General features: G+C 63.8%; 19 protein-coding genes. 6 read left to right on the forward strand and 13 right to left on the reverse strand.

Annotated features, from left to right (window positions below; translation table 11 throughout):
- Positions 1-111 precede the first annotated feature (111 nt).
- The 5 genes from AK81_RS04560 to AK81_RS04580 all read right to left on the reverse strand — a co-directional run bounded on the left by AK81_RS04560 (position 112) and on the right by AK81_RS04580 (position 6399).
- Positions 112-1359 carry an NAD(P)/FAD-dependent oxidoreductase gene (locus AK81_RS04560; protein WP_043197066.1) on the reverse strand — a complete coding sequence of 416 codons (1248 nt, stop codon included), beginning with the start codon at positions 1357-1359 and terminating at the stop codon, positions 112-114.
- A gap of 2 nt (positions 1360-1361) precedes the next feature.
- Positions 1362-2939 (reverse strand): aldehyde dehydrogenase (NADP(+)), encoded by a 1578-nt coding sequence (locus AK81_RS04565; RefSeq protein WP_043197067.1) that lies wholly within the window; start codon positions 2937-2939, stop codon positions 1362-1364.
- Positions 2940-3121: 182 nt separating this feature from the next.
- A complete protein-coding gene (locus AK81_RS04570) occupies positions 3122-4066 on the reverse strand; it encodes a dihydrodipicolinate synthase family protein (protein WP_043197069.1) in 945 nt (314 codons plus the stop codon).
- 37 nt (positions 4067-4103) lie between these two features.
- Positions 4104-5477: a fosfomycin efflux MFS transporter AbaF gene (gene abaF, locus AK81_RS04575; protein ID WP_043197071.1), complete on the reverse strand. Its 1374-nt coding sequence runs from the start codon at positions 5475-5477 to the stop codon at positions 4104-4106.
- 301 nt (positions 5478-5778) lie between these two features.
- Positions 5779-6399, reverse strand: coding sequence for a GntR family transcriptional regulator (locus AK81_RS04580; RefSeq protein ID WP_154100734.1), 621 nt, complete (start codon positions 6397-6399; stop codon positions 5779-5781).
- A gap of 287 nt (positions 6400-6686) precedes the next feature.
- Between AK81_RS04580 and AK81_RS04585 the strand changes: the two genes are divergently transcribed.
- Positions 6687-7685 carry a sensor domain-containing diguanylate cyclase gene (locus tag AK81_RS04585; protein ID WP_043197073.1) on the forward strand — a complete coding sequence of 333 codons (999 nt, stop codon included), beginning with the start codon at positions 6687-6689 and terminating at the stop codon, positions 7683-7685.
- 228 nt (positions 7686-7913) lie between these two features.
- Here the strand turns inward: AK81_RS04585 and lpdA are convergent, their stop codons facing one another.
- Genes lpdA through AK81_RS04605 form a run of 4 tightly spaced genes read right to left on the reverse strand, consistent with a single transcriptional unit; the run spans position 7914 to position 12860 of the window.
- The gene (gene lpdA, locus AK81_RS04590; RefSeq protein WP_043197074.1) at positions 7914-9293 is read right to left on the reverse strand and encodes a dihydrolipoyl dehydrogenase; all 1380 of its coding nucleotides are present in this window, start codon (positions 9291-9293) and stop codon (positions 7914-7916) included.
- 2 nt (positions 9294-9295) lie between these two features.
- Complete coding sequence (locus AK81_RS04595; protein ID WP_043197075.1) at positions 9296-10567, reverse strand: dihydrolipoamide acetyltransferase family protein; 1272 nt, start codon at positions 10565-10567, stop codon at positions 9296-9298.
- Complete coding sequence (locus tag AK81_RS04600; RefSeq protein ID WP_043197077.1) at positions 10568-11626, reverse strand: alpha-ketoacid dehydrogenase subunit beta; 1059 nt, start codon at positions 11624-11626, stop codon at positions 10568-10570.
- 1 nt (position 11627) lies between these two features.
- Positions 11628-12860, reverse strand: coding sequence for a 3-methyl-2-oxobutanoate dehydrogenase (2-methylpropanoyl-transferring) subunit alpha (locus AK81_RS04605; RefSeq protein ID WP_043197079.1), 1233 nt, complete (start codon positions 12858-12860; stop codon positions 11628-11630).
- A 198-nt stretch (positions 12861-13058) separates the two neighbouring features.
- On the opposite strand from AK81_RS04605, the gene bkdR reads away from it, so the two are divergent.
- From bkdR to AK81_RS04620, 3 genes are all read left to right on the forward strand, one after another.
- Complete coding sequence (bkdR, locus tag AK81_RS04610; protein ID WP_012273540.1) at positions 13059-13544, forward strand: Bkd operon transcriptional regulator BkdR; 486 nt, start codon at positions 13059-13061, stop codon at positions 13542-13544.
- Positions 13545-13818: 274 nt separating this feature from the next.
- On the forward strand, positions 13819-15060 hold the full coding sequence (locus AK81_RS04615; protein ID WP_162491971.1) for a glutamine synthetase family protein: 1242 nt from the start codon (positions 13819-13821) through the stop codon (positions 15058-15060).
- A 128-nt stretch (positions 15061-15188) separates the two neighbouring features.
- On the forward strand, positions 15189-16529 hold the full coding sequence (locus AK81_RS04620) for an MFS transporter (RefSeq protein WP_043197083.1): 1341 nt from the start codon (positions 15189-15191) through the stop codon (positions 16527-16529).
- Between the two features lie 173 nt (positions 16530-16702).
- Here AK81_RS04620 and AK81_RS04625 read toward each other — a convergent pair whose 3' ends face one another.
- From AK81_RS04625 to flgA, 4 genes are all read right to left on the reverse strand, one after another.
- Positions 16703-17446 (reverse strand): flagellar brake protein, encoded by a 744-nt coding sequence (locus tag AK81_RS04625; RefSeq protein ID WP_043197085.1) that lies wholly within the window; start codon positions 17444-17446, stop codon positions 16703-16705.
- Positions 17447-17525: 79 nt separating this feature from the next.
- Positions 17526-17993, reverse strand: a complete 468-nt coding sequence (locus tag AK81_RS04630) for a flagella synthesis protein FlgN (protein ID WP_043197087.1) — start codon at positions 17991-17993, stop codon at positions 17526-17528.
- Positions 17994-18042: 49 nt separating this feature from the next.
- A complete protein-coding gene (flgM, locus tag AK81_RS04635; protein WP_043197089.1) occupies positions 18043-18357 on the reverse strand; it encodes a flagellar biosynthesis anti-sigma factor FlgM in 315 nt (104 codons plus the stop codon).
- Positions 18358-18519: 162 nt separating this feature from the next.
- Positions 18520-19272, reverse strand: a complete 753-nt coding sequence (gene flgA / locus AK81_RS04640) for a flagellar basal body P-ring formation chaperone FlgA (protein WP_043197091.1) — start codon at positions 19270-19272, stop codon at positions 18520-18522.
- A gap of 77 nt (positions 19273-19349) precedes the next feature.
- On the opposite strand from flgA, the gene AK81_RS04645 reads away from it, so the two are divergent.
- Together AK81_RS04645 and cheR are read left to right on the forward strand one after the other, a co-directional pair.
- On the forward strand, positions 19350-20279 hold the full coding sequence (locus AK81_RS04645; protein WP_043197093.1) for a chemotaxis protein CheV: 930 nt from the start codon (positions 19350-19352) through the stop codon (positions 20277-20279).
- 50 nt (positions 20280-20329) lie between these two features.
- On the forward strand, positions 20330-21157 hold the full coding sequence (cheR, locus tag AK81_RS04650) for a protein-glutamate O-methyltransferase CheR (RefSeq protein ID WP_016498516.1): 828 nt from the start codon (positions 20330-20332) through the stop codon (positions 21155-21157).
- Positions 21158-21502: the final 345 nt, after the last annotated feature.

Raw genomic sequence — 21502 nt, forward strand, 5'->3', positions numbered from 1 at the left:
AGGGGCTGCTTTGCAGCCCATTCGCGACACAAGGCCGCTCCTACAAAGAGCACGCGTTCCCCTGTAGGAGCGGCCTTGTGCCGCGAATGGGCCGCACAGCGGCCCTCGAATCTAGAACCGATCCAACCGGTAGGCTCCCATCTCGGGCCCACCGGCCCGCTCAGCCAACCGCCCCACCCATTCCGCCGTCACCGCCGCCTGGGTCAACCCCAGGTGCTGATGCCCAAACGCCAACAGCACCCGCCCATCACACGCCCGGTCAATCACCGGCAACGAGTCCGGCAACGATGGCCTGAAACCCATCCACGGTGTTGCCCCTTCGACGCTCAAGTCTTGCCGGAACAACCCCTTGCTCAACCGGTGCAACTGCCACGCCCGTTGCATGCTCGGCGGTGCCTCCAGCCCGGCGAACTCCACCGTGCCTGCCAGGCGCAAACCTTCGGCCATGGGCGTCATGATGAACTTGCGCTCAAGCGAGGTGACTGCAAACGGCAGGCGCTGGTGCTCACCCGGCAACATCAGGTGGTAACCGCGTTCTGTATCCAGCGGCACCCGCTTGCCCGTCAGCGCGGCGGTCAGTTTCGCAGAATGGGCACCACAGCAGATCAGCACCTGGCGGGCATTGAGCGGGCCCTGGTCGCTGGCCAGGCTGACGCCGCCGCTGTGCAACTGCCCGCCATCGACCTGCGCCTGAACAAAGCGCACGCCGCTGGCCTTGGCCGCTTCGAACAATTCGCACACTACCCGGTACGGGTCGATGAAGTGCCCGGTGCGCGGAAAGAACAGCCCACCTAGCAGTGACGGGCTCAGTTGCGGCGCCGCCCCGCGCACGGTTTCGGCCGACCAGAAGTCCACCGGCACCGCCTGCTGTTGCATGCGGGTGCGCAACGCCTCCAGCGCCTGGCGTGACTCAGGCTTCTCGAACACCAGCAACGAGCCATCCTCCCGGAACAGTTCGCTGCGCCCGATCGAGCCCAGCAGGCGCTGCCAGGCACCCAGGCTGCCTTCGTTCAGCGTGCGGATACCGGCCACACTGCGCTGGAACGGGGCCGGGCGCAGGTTGAGCAGCAGGCGCGTGAACCAGGGCATGGCCTTGGGCAGGTACTTCCAGTCCAGGCGCAGCGGGCCCATCGGGTCCAGCAGCATGCGCGGCAAGCGCTTGAGGATCGACAGGTCGGCAATCGGGAACACCTGCTCGGTGGCCAGGTGCCCGGCGTTGCCATAGGACGCGCCCTGGCCGGGTGCCTGGCGGTCGATCAATAGCACCCGGCGGCCTTGGCGGGCCAGTTGCAGGGCACAGGCAACGCCGACAATGCCGGCGCCTACCACGGCGATATCGGCTTCAGGGGTTTCGACCATGCTCAGCCTTCCCGTTTGCCGTCGAGCAGGCGCCGCAATTGCAGCGGGTTGCCGTGCTGCAATGCGTGCGGCAGAAGTGCATCGGGGAAGTCCTGGTAGCACACCGGGCGCAGGAAGCGCAGGATCGCCGCCGTGCCCACCGAGGTCGTACGGGCATCGGATGTGGCCGGGAACGGACCGCCATGGACCATGGCATCGCACACCTCGACGCCGGTCGGCCAGCCATTGACCAGAATGCGCCCGGCCTTGCGTTCAAGGGTGGGCAGCAGCGCACGGGCGCTGTCGATGTCGGCATCGTCCAGTTGCAGGGTAGCGGTCAACTGGCCTTCCAGGTGCTCGGCCACTTGGCGTACCTGCTCGTCGCTGGCGCAGGCCACCACCAGTGACGCCGCGCCGAACACTTCAGCCTGCAACGCCGGGTCGGCGAGGAAGGCTTCGGCTTGGGTGACGAACAACTGCGCCTGGCATTGGTTGGGGCCTTGCCCGGCCTGGCCGCTGGCCGCAGCCTGGGCATTGGCGTTTTCTGCCAGGCCACCGACACCGGCCTGGTAAGCACTGAAGATGCCCGGGGTGAGCATGGTCTGCGCAGCGGCCTGGCGCACATGCTCGCTGGCAGCGTCGATAAACCGCTGCAACGCCGGCCCTTGGCGGGCAATCACCAGGCCAGGGTTGGTGCAGAACTGGCCGGCACCTTGGGTCAACGAGGCGACGAAGCCTTGTGCCAGCCCTTCGGCGCGGGCCTGCAGGGCCGCTTCGAACAGGAACACCGGGTTGATCGAACTCATTTCGGCGTACACAGGGATCGGCTCCGGGCGTGCCTGGGCCGCCTGGCATAGCGCGATACCACCGCTGCGTGAGCCGGTAAAACCAACGGCCTTGATGCGCGGGTCGCTGACCAGCGCGATGCCGACTTCACGGCCGGAGCCGTACAACAGCGAGAATACGCCGTCCGGCAAGCCGCACAACTTCACTGCTTGCGCCACCGCCTGGCCGACCAGTTCGCTGGTGCCAGGGTGGGCGCTGTGGGCCTTGACCACCACTGGGCAGCCAGCGGCCAATGCCGACGCGGTGTCGCCACCGGCCACCGAGAAGGCCAGCGGGAAATTGCTGGCGCCGAACACGGCTACCGGCCCCAAGGCCACCTGGCGTTGGCGCAGGTCGGCGCGGGGCAAGGGCTGGCGTTCTGGCTGGGCGTTGTCGACCCGTACATCCAGCCACTCACCGGCCCGCACCACCCGGGCGAAGGTGCGCAGCTGGGTGCAGGTGCGGCCACGCTCGCCCTGGATGCGCGCCTTGGGCAGGCCGCTTTCGGCCACGGCGCGGTCGATCAGGGCATCGCCCAGCGCTTCGATCTGCGTGGCGATGGTTTCGAGGAACTGTGCACGTTGTTCGAGCGATGTTTCGCGGTAGGCATCGAACGCCGCCCAGGCCAGGGCGCAGGCCTGGTCCACGTGCTCGCCGGTGCCGCCGAGGTAGGCCGGTTCCAGTGGCTGGCCGGTGGCCGGGTCGATGGCGCGAATGGCTTCGCGGCTGCCGGTTACCGGCGTCTGGCCGATCAGCAGGTTGCCTGTGAGGGTCATGGAGCCTCCTTGGAAATCAGATTCGGGTATCAAGGGAAACCGCAGCCCCTGTAGGAGCGGCCTTGTGTCGCGATAGGGCTGCAAAGCAGCCCCAGCAATTCATGCATTTGCGCGGAAATCCCGGGGCTGCTTTGCAGCCCTATCGCGACACAAGGCCGCTCCTACAAAGGGCCGCGCAGGGCTTAGGCGATGTTTTGCTCGGCCGACCAGCTGGCGTACCAGTTGCGGAACAGCGTGTACTGCTGTTCGGCATAGTTGCGCTGGGCATCGGTCAGCACATCGGTCTCGTTGAAGTGCAAGCTGTACTCGCTGTCGCCGTTCAGCACCATCAGGTGCTTGTAGTACAGCACCAGGTCGCAGCCTTCATCGAACGACGACAGCACTGCCAGCGCCGCTTCCAGCTCGCGTGCCAGGCGACGGGCCTTGGCATCGCCCTTGGCCGCCTGCTTGCTCAGGCTTACCAGGTGCAGCACCTCGCGCGGCAGGGCGTTGCCGATGCCGGTGATGGCGCCGGTGGCGTTGCAGTTGACGAAGCCATGCACCACCTGGGTGTCCACGCCGACCATCAGGGTCACGTCGTCATCCTTGGAGGTGATGTGCTCGGCGGCGTAACGCAGGTCGGCGCCGCCACCGAATTCCTTGAAGCCGATCAGGTTGGGGAACTCGTGGCGCAGTTCGAAGAACAGGTCTGCGCGGGTGGCAAAACCGTAGTAGGGGCTGTTGTAGATCACCGCAGGCAGCTTGGGCGCGGCGGCGAGGATGGCCGAAAAGTGGTGCTTCTGGGCGATCAGCGAGGCACCGCGGCTGAGCACGCGGGGGATGACCATCAGGCCGGCGGCGCCCACTTTGGCCGCGTGGGCGGCATGCGCTACCGCTTCACGGGTGTTCACCGCGCCAGTCCCGACAATGGTCGGAATGCCAGCGGCCACCAGGCGCGCCACGCCTTCCTGGCGCTCGGCCTCGGTCAGCAGCGGCCAGTCGCCCATCGAACCGCAGTACACCACGGCACTCATGCCGGCTTCGATCAGTTCGCGGCCCTTGCGCACCAGGGCGTCGAAGTCCGGCTTGCGTTCGGCGGTGCACGGGGTCATCAGGGCGGGCATGGTGCCGTTGAAGATATTGCTCATGGTCGTTACCTCAAGGGGTTTGATTTTTATGGGTTGCTTAGCGGCCGGCGTTGCGGGCCACGGACTCTTCGTCAACGGCGCGCAGCGACTTGCCGCGGGTTTCCTTGGCTGCCGCCACGGCAACAATCGAGATGGCCGCGGCGCCCACCAGGTACCAGGCAATCGGGGTGGAGCTGTTGTATTCCTTCAGCAAGGTCACGGCGATCAGCGGTGCCAGCGAGCCGGCCAGGATGGGCGCCACCTGGTAGCACAGCGACAGGGCGGTGTAGCGCACGTGGGTGGGGAACAGTTCGGCCATCAAGGCAGAGTAGGGCGCATAGGTCATGGACTCGATGGCCAGGCCCAGGGTAATGGCTGCCATGATCAGCCAGTCGTTGCCGGTGTCCATCATCGGGAAACCGACGAAGCCCCAGAACGCGGTGAGTACGGCGCCAATCAGGTACACCGGCTTGCGGCCGATGATGTCCGACAGGTAGCCCATCGCCGGGATCATGAAGAAGTGCAGCAGGTGGGCGCCGAACATCAGCAGCAGAATCTGCGAGGTGTCCTTGTGCACCACCAGTTTCAGGTAGGTGATGGAGAAGGTGACCACGGTGTAGTAGAGGATGTTTTCCGCAAAGCGCGCGCCAATGCCGATCAGCACTTCGCGCCAGTATTTGGTGACCACTTCCACCACGCCCAGTTGCTGGCTTTCCAGTTTTTGCTGCTTGGCCTGGGCTTCCTTGAAGATGGGCGCATCATCGACCCGGGTACGGATCCAGTAACCGATCAGCACCACCACGGCCGAGAACCAGAAGGCCACCCGCCAGCCCCAGTCCAGGAATTGCGCTTCGCTCAGGTTGGTCGACAACAGCAGCAGGATGATGGTGGCGATCAGGTTGCCGGCCGGCACACCCGCTTGCGGCCAGCTGGCCCAGAAACCACGGCGGTTGTCGGGGCTGTGCTCGGACACCAGCAGCACCGCGCCGCCCCATTCGCCGCCGAAGGCAAAGCCCTGGATCAGCCGCAGCACCACCAGGAGGACGGGCGCTGCATAGCCGATGCGCTCGAAGGTGGGCAGGCAACCCATCAGGAAGGTGGTTATCCCGACCACGATCAGGCTGATCTGCAGTAAATGCTTGCGGCCGACCTTGTCGCCGTAATGGCCGAACACCAGGCCACCGATGGGGCGGGCGAGGAAGCCCACGGCGTAGAGGGCAAAGGCGGCGATGATGCCGTCCATGGCACTGCCGGTCTGGCGGAAGAACAGCTGGCCGAAGACCAGTGCCGAGGCGGTGCCGTACAGGAAGAATTCGTACCACTCGGCGACTGCGCCGGCCATGGCCGCAGCTACCACACGCTTGATGCCCGCAGGGGCCTTGTCTGCTGTGCTTGCGACATTCGCTGATGCCGCTGAAGAGGGTGTGGCCATGGTTTTGCACTCCGATACGTAATTATTGGAAGAAGGAGTAGGCAGGGTGGCGCCGGGAAAACCGGTGCTGCCGATTCCTTATATGGTATTTCGTATACGATATCTAGATAAGCAAAAACGAAGCCAGATTGAGGTGTCTGGACGGGGGGCGATGGTTATTGGGGGATTTTGGGGCCGCTTTGCGGCCCATCGCGACACGAGGCCGCTCCCACAGACAGGGCGCAGTACAACTTGAAGGATGCGCTGGCCTGTGTGGGAGCGGCCTTGTGTCGCGATAGGGGCGCGCAGCGGCCCCCAGTGCTCAATTATGAGGCAGGTGCTCGTACAGGCTCTGGCACACGCCGTTGATGTGTTCTTCGATCAGCCGCGCCGCCAGCTCTACATCGCGCGCCCGGCAGGCGGCAACGATATCCCGGTGCTCGTGATCGGCGCGCAGCTTGCCGGCTGACAGGCTCATCTGCATGCGCAGGTAGCGTTCCACCTTGTCATGGATCGAGCGGATCAGGCCGATCAGGTAGGGCCGCCGCGCCGGTTCGTACAGGCAGGCGTGCAGCGCCCAGTTGAGGTCGGCCCAGCGGCCAACGTCGTCTTCACCGATGAACTCCGCGCAAATGGCTTCGGCCTGGGCAAAGTGTGCTTCGGTCATGTTAGGGACCGCCAGGCGAATCGCTTTCACTTCCAGCAGCACCCGTACCTCGAACATCTGCGCCAGTTCAGGTTCCGAAATGCGGGTAACCAGCGCGCCACGGTTGCGCTGGAAATCCACCAGGCCTTCGGCTTCCAGGCGTTTCAGGGCTTCGCGCACCGGGATCTTGCTGACGTTGAACGCCTGCGCCACTTCGTCCTGACGCACCGGTTCACCTTCTGCGAGCTGCCCCGAGATGATCGCCTCGCGCAGGTGTTTGGCGATGATTTCCGACATCGAGGGCGTTGCGCCCAGGTCGGTAGCTTTGAAAGACGGCAGCGGCACGGGCAATTCCAGGCAAACAGGCAGAGCGGATATCTTATACGAAACGCTTTGCCAGCCATACCGGCTGCCGTCCAGGGTCGAGCGTGGCTGAAAATAGGACGTCGGTGCTATTCCGGTGGCGCCACGCGGGGCATATGCTTGCCCTTCAAAGGCATGATCTTTGCCGCCTGCGGCAATTAACACCACTGTCGGCAGCCCCTTGACCGGAGCGCAGTTGCTGGGCATCAGGGAGAGCGTCCATGAATCAGGAAACCAGGCCGGCACCTGCCGGCTTCAGTGAACGGCAGCTGCACACCTTGTTCGAGTTGATCAGCGACGGCATCTGGGACTGGAATGCCAATACCGGCTATGTCTATCGCAACCCGGGCTGGTACGCCATGCTCGGTTACGCCAGCCACTCGATGGCCAACTCGGTACTGACCTGGGAAAGCGTGATCCACCCCGAGGACTACCCGCGGGTAATGGCGCATTTCGAGGCCTATATCAACCAGCGCAACGAGCGTTACCTCATCGAGTACCGGTGCCGTTGCCAGGATGGTAGCTATATCTGGATCGAAGACAGCGGCCACATCATCGCCCATAACCAGGACGGCTCGGTGGCGCGCATGCTCGGGGCGCACCGCAACATCGACGCAGGCAAGCGGCTGGTAGCGCAGCTGGAGCAGAAGAACCAGTCGCTGGAGTGCCAGGTGGCCGAGCGCACCCGCGAGCTGTCCTGGGTGAACCAGCAGTTGCAGCGGCAACTGGACGAAAACCGCGAGTTGGCCGAGCGCGATGCGTTGACCCGTATTGCCAATCGCTATCGGCTGGAAAAATCGTTGCAGACGGAGTGCGAACGCGCCCAGCGATTCCGTCAGCCGTTGTCGGTGATCGCCATGGACATGGACGATTTCAAACCGATCAACGACCGCTACGGCCATGCCCGTGGCGATGCGTCGCTGGTAAGGGTGGCGGATAACCTGCGTACCTGCCTGCGCGAACTGGATTTGTTGGCGCGCTGGGGTGGGGATGAGTTTGTCCTTGTACTGCCGCAGACCACGCTGGGGGAGGCGCTGGATGTGGCGGCGGGCTTGCGTCAGGTGCTGGAGCAGCTGGAGCCGGTGGGCGATTGCCGGCTGACCATGAGCTATGGCGTGGTGCAATGGCAGGAAGGGGAGGACCAGCATGCGCTGCTGGCGCGTGCCGACAAGGCGCTGTACCGGGCCAAGGCGGCCGGCAAGAATGCCATAGCCCAATAGCCGACGCGGTCCCCTGTAGGAGCGGCCTTGTGTCGCGAAAGGGCTGCAAAGCAGCCCCAGCAATATCAGCTGTGGTGCAGAGATCCTGGGGCCGCTTCGCAGCCCTATCGCGACGCAAGGCCGCTCCTACAAGGGGCCGCGCAGGTGATAGGGGTCAGTGCCTGAATGAAAAAAGACCCGCGGCGCCTCTCGGCGCAGCGGGCCAAATCGGCCTTGGCCGCTTCAGTGTCAGATATGCAGGGCGTGGCCCAGGGCGCGCAAGGCCGCCTCCTGTACCGCCTCACCCAGCGTCGGGTGGGCGTGGATGGTACCGGCCACATCCTCCAGGCACGCGCCCATCTCCAGCGATTGGGCAAACGCCGTGGACAGTTCGGAAACCGCCACGCCAACGGCTTGCCAGCCCAGGATCAGGTGGTTGTCCCGGCGCGCCACCACGCGCACGAAACCGCTCTTCGCTTCCAGGCTCATGGCCCGGCCGTTGGCGGCAAACGGGAACTGCGCGACGATGCAGTCCAGCCCTTGCTGGCTGGCCTGCTCCGGGGTTTTACCGACCACCACCACTTCCGGGTCGGTGAAGCACACCGCAGCAATCGCGGCAGGCTCGAAGCGGCGTGCCTTGCCGGCGATGATCTCGGCCACCATCTCGCCTTGGGCCATGGCCCGGTGCGCCAGCATCGGTTCGCCGGCCACGTCGCCGATGGCCCAGACGTTGTGCATGCTGGTCTGGCAGCGCGCGTCGATGGCAATGGCGGCACCGTTCATTTTCAGGTCCAGGCATTCCAGGTTGAAACCTTGGGTGCGTGGCCGGCGGCCCACCGCCACCAGCACCTGGTCGGCTTCCAGGCGCAGTTGCCCGCCCTTGCCATCGTTGGCCAGCAGGCAACCGTTTTCGTAGCCTTCGACGCTGTGGCCCAGGTGCAGGGCGATGCCCAGCTTCTTCAGCGACTCGGCTACCGGGGCGGTCAATTCGCTGTCGTAGGTCGGCAGGATGCGCTCACGCGCTTCCACCACGCTGACCTGCGCGCCCAGCTTGCGGTAGGCAATGCCCAGCTCCAGGCCGATATAGCCACCGCCCACCACCACCAGGTGCTGCGGCAGGGCTTTCGGCGCCAGGGCTTCGGTTGAGGAAATCACCGGCCCGCCCAGCGGCAGCATCGGCAGGTTAACACTGCTGGAACCGGTGGCCAGCAACAGGTGTTCACACTGGATACGCTGGCCATCAACCTCGACCTGCTTGCCGTCGAGCACCTTGGCCCAGCCATGAATCACCTTGACCCCGTGCTTTTTCAGCAGGGCGGCCACACCGGTGGTCAGGCGGTCGACGATGCCGTCCTTCCAAGCCACGCTCTGGCCGATGTCCAGGCGCGGCGAGGCAACGCTGATGCCCAGTTCCGACGGCCCGGCGAAGCGCGAAGTCTGGTGGAACTGCTCGGCCACGTGGATCAGCGCCTTGGACGGAATGCAGCCGATGTTCAGGCAGGTACCGCCCAGCGCCTGGCCTTCTACCAGCACGGTAGGGATGCCCAGTTGCCCGGCGCGGATGGCGGCCACGTAGCCGCCGGGGCCGCCGCCGACGATCAGCAGGGTAGTCTGGATAGTCTGTAGCATGCTCACTCCACGAACAGGCAGGCGGGTTGTTCGAGCAGGCCACGCACGGCCTGGATGAACAGCGCGGCGTCCATGCCGTCGACCACGCGGTGGTCGAACGAGCTGGACAGGTTCATCATCTTGCGCACGACGATCTGGCCGTCGATCACCACCGGCCGCTCAACCATGCGGTTGACGCCGACAATCGCCACTTCCGGGGTGTTGACCACCGGCGTGCTGACGATGCCGCCGAGGGCGCCCAGGCTGGTCAGGGTGATGGTCGAGCCCGACAGTTCTTCGCGGTTGGCCTTGTTGCTGCGTGCAGCGTTGGCCAGGCGTGAAATCTCGCCGGCATTGGCCCACAGGCTGCCCGCTTCGGCATGCCGCAGCACGGGGACCATCAGGCCGTTGTCGCCTTGGGTGGCGATGCCCACATGCACCGCGCCATGGCGGGTGATGATCTGTGCTTCGTCGTCGTAGGTGGCGTTGATCTGCGGAAAGTCACGCAGCGCCACGACCAGGGCACGCACCAGGAACGGCAGCAGGGTCAGCTTGCCGCGGCTGTCGCCGTGCTTGCTGTTGAGCTGCTGGCGCAGGGCTTCGAGGGCGGTGACGTCGATTTCTTCCACATAGCTGAAGTGTGCGACCCGGCGCTTGGCGTCCTGCATGCGCTGGGCGATCTTGCGGCGCAGGCCGATCACCGGCACCTGCTCGCTGTCGCTGCGCTTGGCATAGCCATTCGGTGCTTGCCCGGCGGCGCTCTGCGGCTTGCTCATGAAGGCGTCGAGGTCTTCGTGCAGGATGCGCCCGGCCGGGCCGCTGCCGTGCACATAGCGCAGTTCGATACCGGTATCCAGCGCACGCTTGCGCACCGCCGGCGAGGCCAGCGGCTTGTCGCCCGGCTGGCGCGGCACGATGGGCGCAGCTTCGTGGTTGGCGGGCGCCTGGTACGCAGCGGGTTTTGTGTCTTTCTGCGGTTCTGGCTTGGCTGCCACAGGGGCGGCCGGTGTTTCTATCTGTTTGGCCTGTGGCACATCCACATGGTTGCCGCTGCCTTCCACTTCGATGCGGATCAGCTCGCTGCCGACCGCCATCACTTCACCGGGTTGGCCACCCAGTGCCAGCACCTTGCCGCTGACCGGCGAAGGGATTTCCACGGTCGCCTTGTCGGTCATGACGTCGGCTACCACCTGGTCCTCGGCGATCATGTCGCCGACCTTGACGAACCATTCCACCAACTCGACCTGCGCGATGCCTTCGCCAATGTCCGGCATCTTGATGACGTGCGTGCCCATTCAGACCTCCATGACCTTTTTCAATGCCGCACCTACCCGCGAAGGCCCTGGGAAGTAAGCCCATTCCTGCGCGTGAGGGTAGGGGGTGTCCCAGCCGGTGACGCGCTCAATCGGCGCCTCCAGGTGGTGGAAGCAGTGCTCCTGCACCAGCGACACCAGTTCGGCACCGAAGCCGCAGGTACGGGTGGCTTCATGCACCACCACGCAGCGGCCGGTCTTTTTCACCGACTCGACGATGGTGTCCAGGTCCAGCGGCCACAGGCTGCGCAGGTCGATCACTTCGGCATCGACGCCGCTTTCTTCGGCAGCCACCTGGGCCACGTACACCGTGGTGCCGTAGGTGAGCACGGTCACGTCATTGCCGGGGCGGGTAATGGCGGCCTTGTCCAGCGGCACGGTGTAGTAGCCGTCGGGCACGGCGCTGTGCGGGTGCTTGGACCACGGCGTTACCGGGCGGTCGTGGTGGCCGTCGAACGGGCCGTTGTACAGGCGCTTGGGCTCCAGGAAGATCACCGGGTCGTCGCATTCGATCGAGGCAATCAGCAGGCCTTTGGCGTCATACGGGTTGGACGGCATGACGGTGCGCAGGCCGCACACCTGGGTGAACATCGCTTCCGGGCTCTGGCTGTGGGTCTGACCGCCATAGATGCCACCGCCGCACGGCATGCGCAGGGTCAGCGGGGCGATGAATTCGCCGGCCGAACGGTAACGCAGGCGCGCCATCTCGGAGACGATCTGGTCGGAGGCCGGGTAGAAGTAGTCGGCGAACTGGATTTCCACCACCGGGCGCAGGCCGTAGGCGCCCATGCCCACGGCGGTGCCGACGATGCCGCTCTCGGAGATTGGCGCGTCGAATACCCGGGATTTGCCGTACTTGTTCTGCAGGCCTTCGGTGCAGCGGAATACGCCGCCGAAGTAACCGACGTCCTGGCCGTAGACAACCACATTGTCGTCGCGCTCAAGCATGACATCCATGGCCGAGCGCAGGGCCTGGATCATGGTCATGGTAGTGGTGGCCATGGCGGTTTCCGGTTTGATGCTGTTGTTGTGGTCGTTCATCTCAAACCCCCAGTTCCTGGCGTTGACGGCGCAGGTGGTCGGGCATTTCCTTGTACACGTCCTCGAACATCGAGGCGGCGCTCGGGATGTGACCGTTGGCCATGGTGCCGTACTGCTCGGCTTCTTTCTGCGCGGCAATCACGGCAGCCTCGAACTCGGCCGTGGTGGCCTGGTGTTCTTCCTCGGACCAGTGGCCGATCTTGATCAGGTGCTGCTTCAGGCGGACGATCGGGTCGCCCAGCGGGAAGTGGCTCCAGTCATCGGCGGGGCGGTACTTGGACGGGTCGTCCGAGGTCGAGTGCGGGCCGGCGCGGTAGGTGACCCACTCGATCAGGCTTGGGCCCAGGCCGCGGCGGGCGCGTTCGGCAGCCCAGCGCGAGGCGGCGTACACGGCGACGAAGTCGTTGCCGTCAACCCGCAGCGAGGCAATGCCGCAACCCACGCCACGGCCGGCGAAGGTGGTCGACTCGCCACCGGCGATGGCCTGGAAGGTAGAAATGGCCCACTGGTTGTTGACCACGTTGAGGATCACCGGGGCGCGGTACACGTGGGCAAAGGTGAGGGCTGTGTGGAAGTCTGACTCGGCCGTGGCGCCGTCGCCGATCCACGCCGAGGCAATCTTGGTATCGCCCTTGATCGCCGAGGCCATGGCCCAGCCGACCGCCTGCACGAACTGGGTCGCCAGGTTGCCGCTGATGGTGAAGAAGCCAGCCTCGCGTACCGAGTACATGATCGGCAGCTGGCGGCCCTTCAGCGGGTCGCGTTCGTTGGACAGCAGCTGGCAGATCATCTCCACCAGCGACACGTCGCGTGCCATCAGGATGCTTTGCTGGCGGTAGGTCGGGAAGCACATGTCGGTGCGGTTCAACGCCAGGGCCTGGCCGCTGCCGATGGCTTCTTCGCCCAGGCTCTGCATGTAGAAGGACATCTTCTTCTGGCGCTGGGCAACCACCATGCGGCTGTCGAAGATCCGCGTCTTGAGCATGGCACGCATGCCTTGGCGCAGGATTTGCGGGTCGATGTCTTCAGCCCACGGGCCTTGGGCGTCGCCTTGCTCGTCGAGCACGCGGACCAGGCTGTTGGACAGGTCGGCGGTGTCGGCAGCATCGACATCCACAGGGGGTTTACGGGCTTGACCTGCATCGTTGAGGCGCAGGTAGGAAAAGTCGGTCTGGCAGCCTGGCCGGCCGGTGGGCTCGGGCACATGCAAACGCAGGGGGGCGTACTCGTTCATGCTTTTTACGCTCGCTCGGGTATTTGTTTTTGTGAGCTCTGAAGCGGCCGCCGCTGAATACCGGCTTGTGACTGGTAGGTCAGCGTCCTCTACATCTTAGTGGCCCGGCAGGAGAATTTTTCTCTCAAGTTGATTGCCTTTGCCGAGCGGTGCAGATAAACATTCCGCATAAACACAAAAAACCGGTGATTTTGTCTCATGCGCAAACTCGATCGTACCGATATCGGCATTCTCAACAGCCTTCAGGAAAACGCCCGCATCACCAACGCCGAGCTGGCACGCTCGGTCAACCTGTCGCCCACGCCCTGTTTCAACCGGGTGCGAGCCATGGAAGAGCTGGGGGTAATCCGCCAGCAGGTGACCTTGCTGTCACCCGAGGCGCTGGGGTTGGATGTAAACGTGTTCATCCATGTCAGTTTGGAAAAGCAGGTGGAGCAGTCGCTGCACCGCTTCGAGGAAGAAATTGCCGAACGGCCCGAGGTGATGGAGTGCTACCTGATGACGGGGGACCCGGATTACCTGTTGCGGGTACTGCTGCCGAGCATCCAGGCGCTGGAGCGGTTTCTCGATTACCTGACGCGGTTGCCGGGGGTGGCCAATATCCGCTCGAGTTTTGCGCTGAAGCAGGTGCGGTACAAGACCGCTTTGCCACTGCCGGCCAATGGCATGACCTTGCGAGAATAGCTGTCTCCTGTGCTGGCCTCTTCGCGGGCACGCCCGCTCCCACAGAGATATCACTACCCTTAAGGGCGGCGCCGTACCTGTGGGAGCGGGCGTGCCCGCGAAGGGGAGCACGCGGTGTTGAAAGCGGGTGCTTGATATTTTAAACACCCCCAGCCTATGTTGTTGTCAGCGCACAACAACAAGGACAAGCGTCATGAGCACCGCTCAGCTTCAGGGTATCGATGAAATCGAATGCGTCACCCCCGACCTCAACGGCGTCCCGCGCGGCAAGGTGATGACCGCCCAAGGCTTCCTTGAAGGCCGCCGCCTGCAGATGGCCCGGGGGGTGTTGCTGCAATGCATCATGGGCGGCTACCCGCCGGCGAAATTCTACGGCAGCGACGACGGCGACCTGGCGCTGGTGGCCGAACCCAGCCAGGTCCATCGCCTGCCCTGGAGCAGCGACGGCCGCGCCCTGGCCATCTGCGATGCCATTGAGCTGGATGGCCGGCCCTCGGCGCTGTCCACCCGCGGGCAACTCAAGGCGGTCATCGCCCGCTACGCGGCCCTGGGGTTGGCGCCCGTGGTGGCGACCGAACTCGAATTCTTTGTTTTTGCCCCCAACAGCGACCCGCAGCAGCCGTTCCAGCCACCCGTAGGCAGCGATGGCCGTCGCGAGCTTGGCCATTCGGCATTCAGTGTCAGCTCCAACAACGGCCTGCGCCCGTTCTTCAAAGAGGTGTACCACTGCATGGCCGCGCTCGGCCTGCCGCGCGACACGTTCATGCACGAAATGGGCGTCAGCCAGTTCGAGATCAATCTGCTGCACGGCGACCCGCTGGTGCTGGCCGACCAGACCTTCCTGTTCAAGCACCTGCTCAAGGAAGTGGCGCTCAAGCACGGGCTGACCGTGGTGTGCATGGCCAAGCCGCTGGCGCGCACGCCCGGCAGCTCCATGCACATTCACCAGAGCCTGGTCGAGGCCAGCAGCGGGCGTAACGTGTTCAGCGACGAGCAGGGCCTGCCGACCGACACCTTCCACCATTTCATCGGTGGCCTGCAGGCGTGCATGGCCGACTTCACCGCGCTGTTCGCGCCCAACGTCAATTCCTATCAGCGCCTGTGCCACCCCTATGCCTCGCCAAACAATGCCTGCTGGTCCGAGGACAACCGCGCCGCCGGCCTGCGCATTCCGGCCAGTGCGCCGGCAGCGCGGCGGGTCGAAAACCGTTTGCCCGGTGCCGACACCAACCCTTATCTGGCCATCGCCGCCAGCCTGGCCGCCGGGCTGCACGGTATCGAGCAGCGCCTGCAACCTTCGCCGGCCATTCAGGGTGAGTTTGAAGTGCCCGAGCACCTGAGCCTGCCGTGTACCTTGCACGCCGCCCTCGAACGCCTCAAGCGCAGCGCGCTGGCACGGGAACTGTTTGGCAACGAGTTCATCGAAGGCTACATCGCCAGCAAGACCCTGGAGCTTACCGATTTCTTCGACGAGATCACCCCGTGGGAGCGCCGGGTGCTGGCGGCACAGGCCTGATCGCGACACGACCTGCACCGGACACGTCCCCGCCACGGCATTTTGCTGGCGGGGGCCTGCACTGACCGGCGTTTGCCCTTATGCTGCTAGCACCTACCGCCACCTGACCAGGGAGCTTCTCGGTACGTATGCGAAATGTATGGAAGCCGTTTCAGTCGTTGTATTTCGCCGCGCTGATGATGTTGATCGGCTCGGGCCTGCTCAGTACCTACCTGGCCCTGCGCCTGGCGGCCGACCATGTCGACAGCCTGTGGGTGGGTGCGTTGATGGCGGCCAACTACTTTGGCCTGGCAGTCGGCGGCAAGGTCGGCCACCGGCTGATTGGCCGGGTCGGGCACATTCGCGCCTATGCCACTTGCGCCGGTATCGTCGGTGCGGCGGTACTTGGCCATGGCATGACCAGTTGGCTACCGGCCTGGGTCGGGCTGCGGATGATCGTCGGCCTGGGCATGATGTGCCAGTACATGGTCATCGAGAGCTGGCTCAACGAGCAGGCCGACGTGAAGCACCGCGGCGCGGTGTTCAGCGGCTACATGATTGCCTCTTACCTGGGGCTGGTGCTCGGCCAACTGATCCTTGTGGTGCACCCTGAGCTTGGCCCGGAGCTGCTGATGCTGGTGGCGATGTGCTTTGCCCTGTGCCTGGTGCCGGTGGCAATGACCCGGCGCATTCACCCGGCGCCGTTGCGCCCGGCACCGATGGAACCGAAGTTCTTCATCAAGCGCGTGCCGCAGTCGCTCAGTACGGTGTTGGGCTCGGGGTTGATCGTCGGCTCGTTCTACGGCCTGGCGCCTTTGTATGCCTCAAGCCAAGGGATGACGACCGAACAGATCGGTCTGTTCATGGGCAGCTGCATTTTTGCCGGCCTGCTGGTGCAGTGGCCGCTGGGCTGGTTGTCTGACCGTTACGACCGCGCAGTGCTGATCCGCAGCGTGGCAGTAGGCCTGGCGCTGGCCGCTGCGCCATTGGCGGTACTGCCCAGTGTGCCGCTGGAGATGCTGTTCGGTATCGGCTTCCTGATTTCGTTGCTGCAGTTCTGCCTGTACCCGCTGGCGGTGGCGTTTTCCAACGACCACGTGGAAAGCGAGCGGCGGGTGTCGCTGACGGCCATGCTGCTGGTGACCTATGGCGTGGGCGCGTGCATCGGGCCACTGGCGGCGGGCGTGCTGATGAAGGTGCTGGGCCCGCAGATGCTCTATGCGTTCTTCGTGTTCTTCGCCCTGGTACTGGTGTGGCGCATTCGGCCGAAAGCGGTTACCGGGCTGCATCAGGTGCAGGATGCGCCGCTGGGCCACGTGGCGATGCCGGCGGCCGGTTCGCCCTTGTCGGCAGCGCTGGACCCACGGGTGGATGAGCAGACCGTGCAGGACGTGATGCAGGCACCGGTGGCGGCTGAGGATACCGAGGAAGAAGAGAAGGGCGCCGAGAAGGGCCTTGAGCCGGAGAGTGAGGTCAGCAAATCGGTGTAAGCCTGTACCGGCCTCTTCGCGGGCTTGCCCGCTCCCACAGGTGATGTGTTGCCCTCCGGTTCGACGCCATCCCTGTGGGAGCGGGCAAGCCCGCGAAGAGGCCGGCACAGGATGAACACAAATGAAAACGCCACCTCAGGAGGTGGCGTTTTTGCTTAACAGCTAGCTAGCGATCAATAGTCGTCTTTGTCGAACCGCCGCGCCTCGCGCTGCAGCTGGTAAACAAAGCTCTCGATCTTGCGCTGTGCCTGCCCGCTCAGGTTATGGAAGCGCACGCCAGCGAAGGTGGTGTTGATGTGCTCTTCATAGTGCAGGTGACGCAGTTCGACCATGGTGTCCACCAGGCCCAGCGGGTTACCCGCCTTGAAGCGCTCGTACACCTGGCCCAGTTGCAGGCGGCTTTCTACATCGCCTTCAAAACGCAGTTTGCAGCCGGTGGCCGAGATATCCAGCAGCTTGCCACGCAGGGCGCCGTTACCCTTCAGGTGGGTGCCATCGAGGATGATGTCGACCAGTTGCGACAGCTTCAGCGCGGCGCGGAAGGCGTTGCGGCGCTGGTGGTAGGTCATCTCTTGCGGCAGGGCGCCGCTGTAGCAGCGGTGGCCGTCGACTTCGCTGATTTTCAGCTCGTGGTCGCATTCCCAGGCGATGCGTACGCCATCGTGGAAGCCCTCAACGCGGAAGTGCTCGCCGTTCTCGATGAATTTCTCACCGTCGCGCGGGATCATCTCGTCCAGTGCCAAGGTGTTGCTTTCACGGTCCACGTGCACCACGTAGCTCTGGAAGCGCTGGCTGCGGTCATGGAAGGTGATGATCAGGGGGTCGTGGCTTTCCTGCAGTTGCCGCAAGTTGGCCGCAATCTCCAAGGGGGTGTTCAGCACCTTTGGCGGTTGCGGGGCTTCGGTTTCATTGAACACGGCTTATCGTTCTCCAGGCAAAAGCGACACACGCAAGTAACGGCATTTTGCCAGTATGTTCCGTGCCTTGATAGAAAAATCACACTTGGCTGAGGGCCCGTGGCTTGGCCAGCGGCGCGGTGCTGCCGCGGCTGTCGTAGAGCGACGGCGAGTCGCCGCCCATGAGGATTCTGATCTGGTTATTGGTGGCGTGTTGCTGAACCTGGATGATCCGGCCGTTGGTCTGGTTGACCTGCTGGCAGTCGTCCATCAGTTTCGACAGCATGTCGAGCCGCTGCAGCATCGCCTCGCCATGGGGCGATTGGGCGGCTACTGCTTGCACGCCAGTACGATCGGCACTCAGGCCCAGGCTGCCGAGCAACTGGCTGCGGCGCTGGCCATGCTGCTCGAGCAAGATGATCAGCGACTGTTTGCGCGCCAGGATCTGTTCCAGCAGCGGCATGTCGCGGCCATGCAGGGCGATCGCTTCTTTATTCAGAAGGTCGAGCAGTTCCTGCATCGGGGCAATGTCATCTTCGATCAGTTGCAGCAAGGTGGTGTCGTGCATGGCTAACTCTTGGCTTTTCTAGCGTCCGTGAAGTCAGCGCGCCGAACGGTCAGCGCTGGGCTTCGAAATCGAGCAGTTTGCTGGCGATCTTGCCGGCATCGACCTGATAGCTGCCGTCGGCGATTGCCTGTTTCAACTGGGCCACACGGGCACTGTTGACCACGGGTTCGTCGCGCAGCTTGTCGCTGATCTTCTGCAACTGCTGTGCCTCTTGGCTGAGGTGTACCGCTTCTCCGCTGGCGCTGGCGCTGGTGGCCGCTTCCTGGCTAGCTGCCGGTTTTTCGGCGCTGCCGGACGCGGTGTTGCCGCGCACGCCGCCCGTGACGGACGGAGAGTTATTCAAACGACTGAAGTCGATGACCATGATCAGGAACCTCTGGGTATTTGGACGCTTGCCTTGTTTTCGGCCAACCCGAAAGAAACTTTAGGCACAAATGCATAGCCGCCTGTCAGCAAGCTCGCGAACCCGTTCTCTGACACAGTTTAGGAAATGCGGTTCCTCACTGCCAGCGCAATCTGTGGCTGGCTACATACTCACCTCGACCTGGCCCGGGCCAGTCACCCTGGCCTTGACCACCCGTTTGGAATTCAGGTTGCGTACCCGAATCTGCTCGCTCAGGCCGCCCTTGCTCAGGGCCTCGCCGGGCATGCGCACGCTCAGGCTGCCGCTGCGGGCGATGATCACCACCTGATCGCCCTTGCGCACCACCTCGGCCTGCTCAAGATGCTGCGGGGTGAGCACCTGGTCGATCACCGTGGGGCGCAGCATCTTCATGCCCACCGCCTGGTCCAGTTCGGTCAGAAAACCCTGGCCAAGGGTGCCGACATCGCGCTCGCGCAGGGCCACGTCGCCTTCGCCCACCGTGTTGTCGCGCTTGAGCGGGCGGGTGACCACCACCACGTCGCGGAACAGCCGCACCGTGGCCGGGACAAACACCGTCCACGGCGCCGCACTGTCACAGCGTACCCGTACCGTTACCCGGCCCAGAGGCAGGGCGGGACTTTCCAGCGAGGCGTCCAGCGGCTGGCTGCAAAGCGGCATGCGCAAGCGTGGGTCCAGCGGGTTGACCTGGATTTCATAGCGGCCGGGGGTCTGGGTGGTGGCCAGGTAATCTTCGACGGTGAATTCAAGAAACCCTTGGGTGACACCGATAAGCTGTTCAGGCAAGGTGAACGCGTCCGCTACCGTGCGAACGCCGGGCGCCAGCAGGCACAGCGTTGCCAGCGAGCCAGTCAGCAGGCGCGTCAATCGTCGGAAAAATGTCGTTTTCGTGTGCATGACGCTCAAAAAAGCAAAGCCCGTGCCGACTCGTAACCTGAGTTGCAACGAAAGGCTGAAAGATTAAGGAGTCTGGCATGGCGGGTGTTATGGATTCGGTCAACCAGCGCACGCAGCTGGTGGGGCAGAATCGCCTGGAATTGCTGCTGTTCCGCCTCAATGGCGCACAGCTTTATGGCATCAACGTGTTCAAGGTCAGGGAAGTGCTGCAATGCCCTGCGCTGACCCTGCTGCCCAAGGCGCACCCGGTGGTGCGTGGCGTTGCCAACATTCGCGGGGCGACCATCCCGATCCTCGACTTGTCGATGGCCACCGGGTTGCGGCCGCTGCAGGAAGAAACACGCAACAGCTTCGTGATCATCACCGAGTACAACACCAAGACCCAGGGCTTCCTGGTGCATTCGGTGGAGCGCATCGTCAACATGAACTGGGAAGAGATCCATCCGCCACCCAAGGGCACCGGCCGTGACCACTACCTGACCGCGGTCACCCGGGTGGACAACCGCATGGTCGAGATCATCGACGTGGAGAAGGTTCTGGCCGAAGTGTCGCCGTCGTCAGAGACGGTGTCGGCCGGGGTAATCGATGCCGAGGTGCAGGACAAGGCCGTGCTGATGCGGGTGCTGACCGTCGATGATTCGTCGGTGGCGCGCAAACAGGTCAGCCGCTGCCTGCAGACCGTGGGGGTGGAAGTCGTGGCACTCAATGATGGCCGTCAGGCCCTGAACTACCTGCGCCAGCTGGTGGATGAGGGCAAAAAGCCGGAAGAAGAGTTCCTTATGATGATCTCGGACATTGAAATGCCGGAAATGGACGGCTATACGCTAACGGCAGAGATCCGCAGCGACCCGCGCATGCAAAAATTGCACATCTGCCTGCATACTTCGCTTTCCGGGGTGTTCAACCAGGCAATGGTCAAGAAGGTCGGCGCCGATGACTTCCTGGCCAAGTTCAAGCCGGACGACCTGGCCCAGCGGGTGGTCGACCGGATCAAAGCAGCGCATTGAAGCAGCCGGGGCACGCCCCCGGCACCAGTGATTGAAAAGAGGCGGCAGTAGTGTCTACGGGTAATTTGGATTTCGAACAGTTCCGGGTATTCCTGGAGAAAGCCTGTGGCATCCTGCTGGGCGAAAATAAGCAGTACCTGGTTTCCAGCCGTCTCAACAAGCTGATGGAACAACAGGGCATCAAGAGCCTGGGCGAGCTGGTGCAGCGCATCCAGGCCCAGCCGCGCAGTGGTTTGCGCGAGCAGGTGGTCGATGCCATGACCACCAACGAGACCCTGTGGTTTCGCGATACCTACCCGTTCGAAGTGCTGAAGAACAAGGTGATCCCCGAGTTCATCCGCAACAACCCCGGCCAGCGCCTGCGCATGTGGTCGGCGGCTTGTTCGTCGGGCCAGGAGCCATACTCTATCTCGATGGCCATCGACGAATTCGAGCGCAGCAACCTTGGCCAATTGAAGATGGGTGCGCAGATCGTTGCCACCGACCTGTCCGGCACCATGCTCACCAACTGCAAGACCGGTGAGTACGACAGCCTGGCCATCGCCCGCGGCCTGTCCCAGGAACGCCTGCAACGCTACTTCGACCCCAAGGGGGCGGGGCGCTGGGCGGTCAAGCCGGCGATTCGCAGCCGCGTCGAGTTCCGCTCGTTCAACCTGCTCGACAGCTATGCCAGCCTGGGCAAGTTCGACATCGTGTTCTGCCGCAACGTGCTGATCTACTTCTCGGCACAGGTGAAGCGCGACATCCTGCTGCGCATTCACAGCACACTGAAGCCGGGTGGCTACCTGTTCCTGGGTGCCTCGGAGGCGCTGAACGGGTTGCCGGACCATTACCAGATGGTCCAGTGCAGCCCGGGGATTATCTACCAGGCCAAGTAAACACAAAGGCCGGCAGCGAAAGTTGCCGGCCTTTTGTTTGCCTGCTCCGGCCTCTTCGCGGGCGCGCCCGCTCCCACAGGTACATTGCTGCTTTGGATTGTGTACACATTCCTGTGGGAGCGGGCAAGCCCGCGAAGAGGCCCGCACAGGAAAAACACTGACGTCAATTTTTTGGTTTGCCGCTTTTGCCGCCCGGCAATTGCCGCTTTCGCCGCCCAAGGCGGAAGGCCTTTGCCGCTTTTCTGGCATCACCCTGACAGCACTGCGCCTCGCGGGCCCGTATTTGCGGGCGTTGCATCGGTTGGCACAGCCCTTGCTATACCTTGCTCAACGAAATTCCGGTCA

The organism is Pseudomonas putida W15Oct28 (assembly GCF_000708715.2).
Taxonomy (GTDB): domain Bacteria; phylum Pseudomonadota; class Gammaproteobacteria; order Pseudomonadales; family Pseudomonadaceae; genus Aquipseudomonas; species Aquipseudomonas putida_R.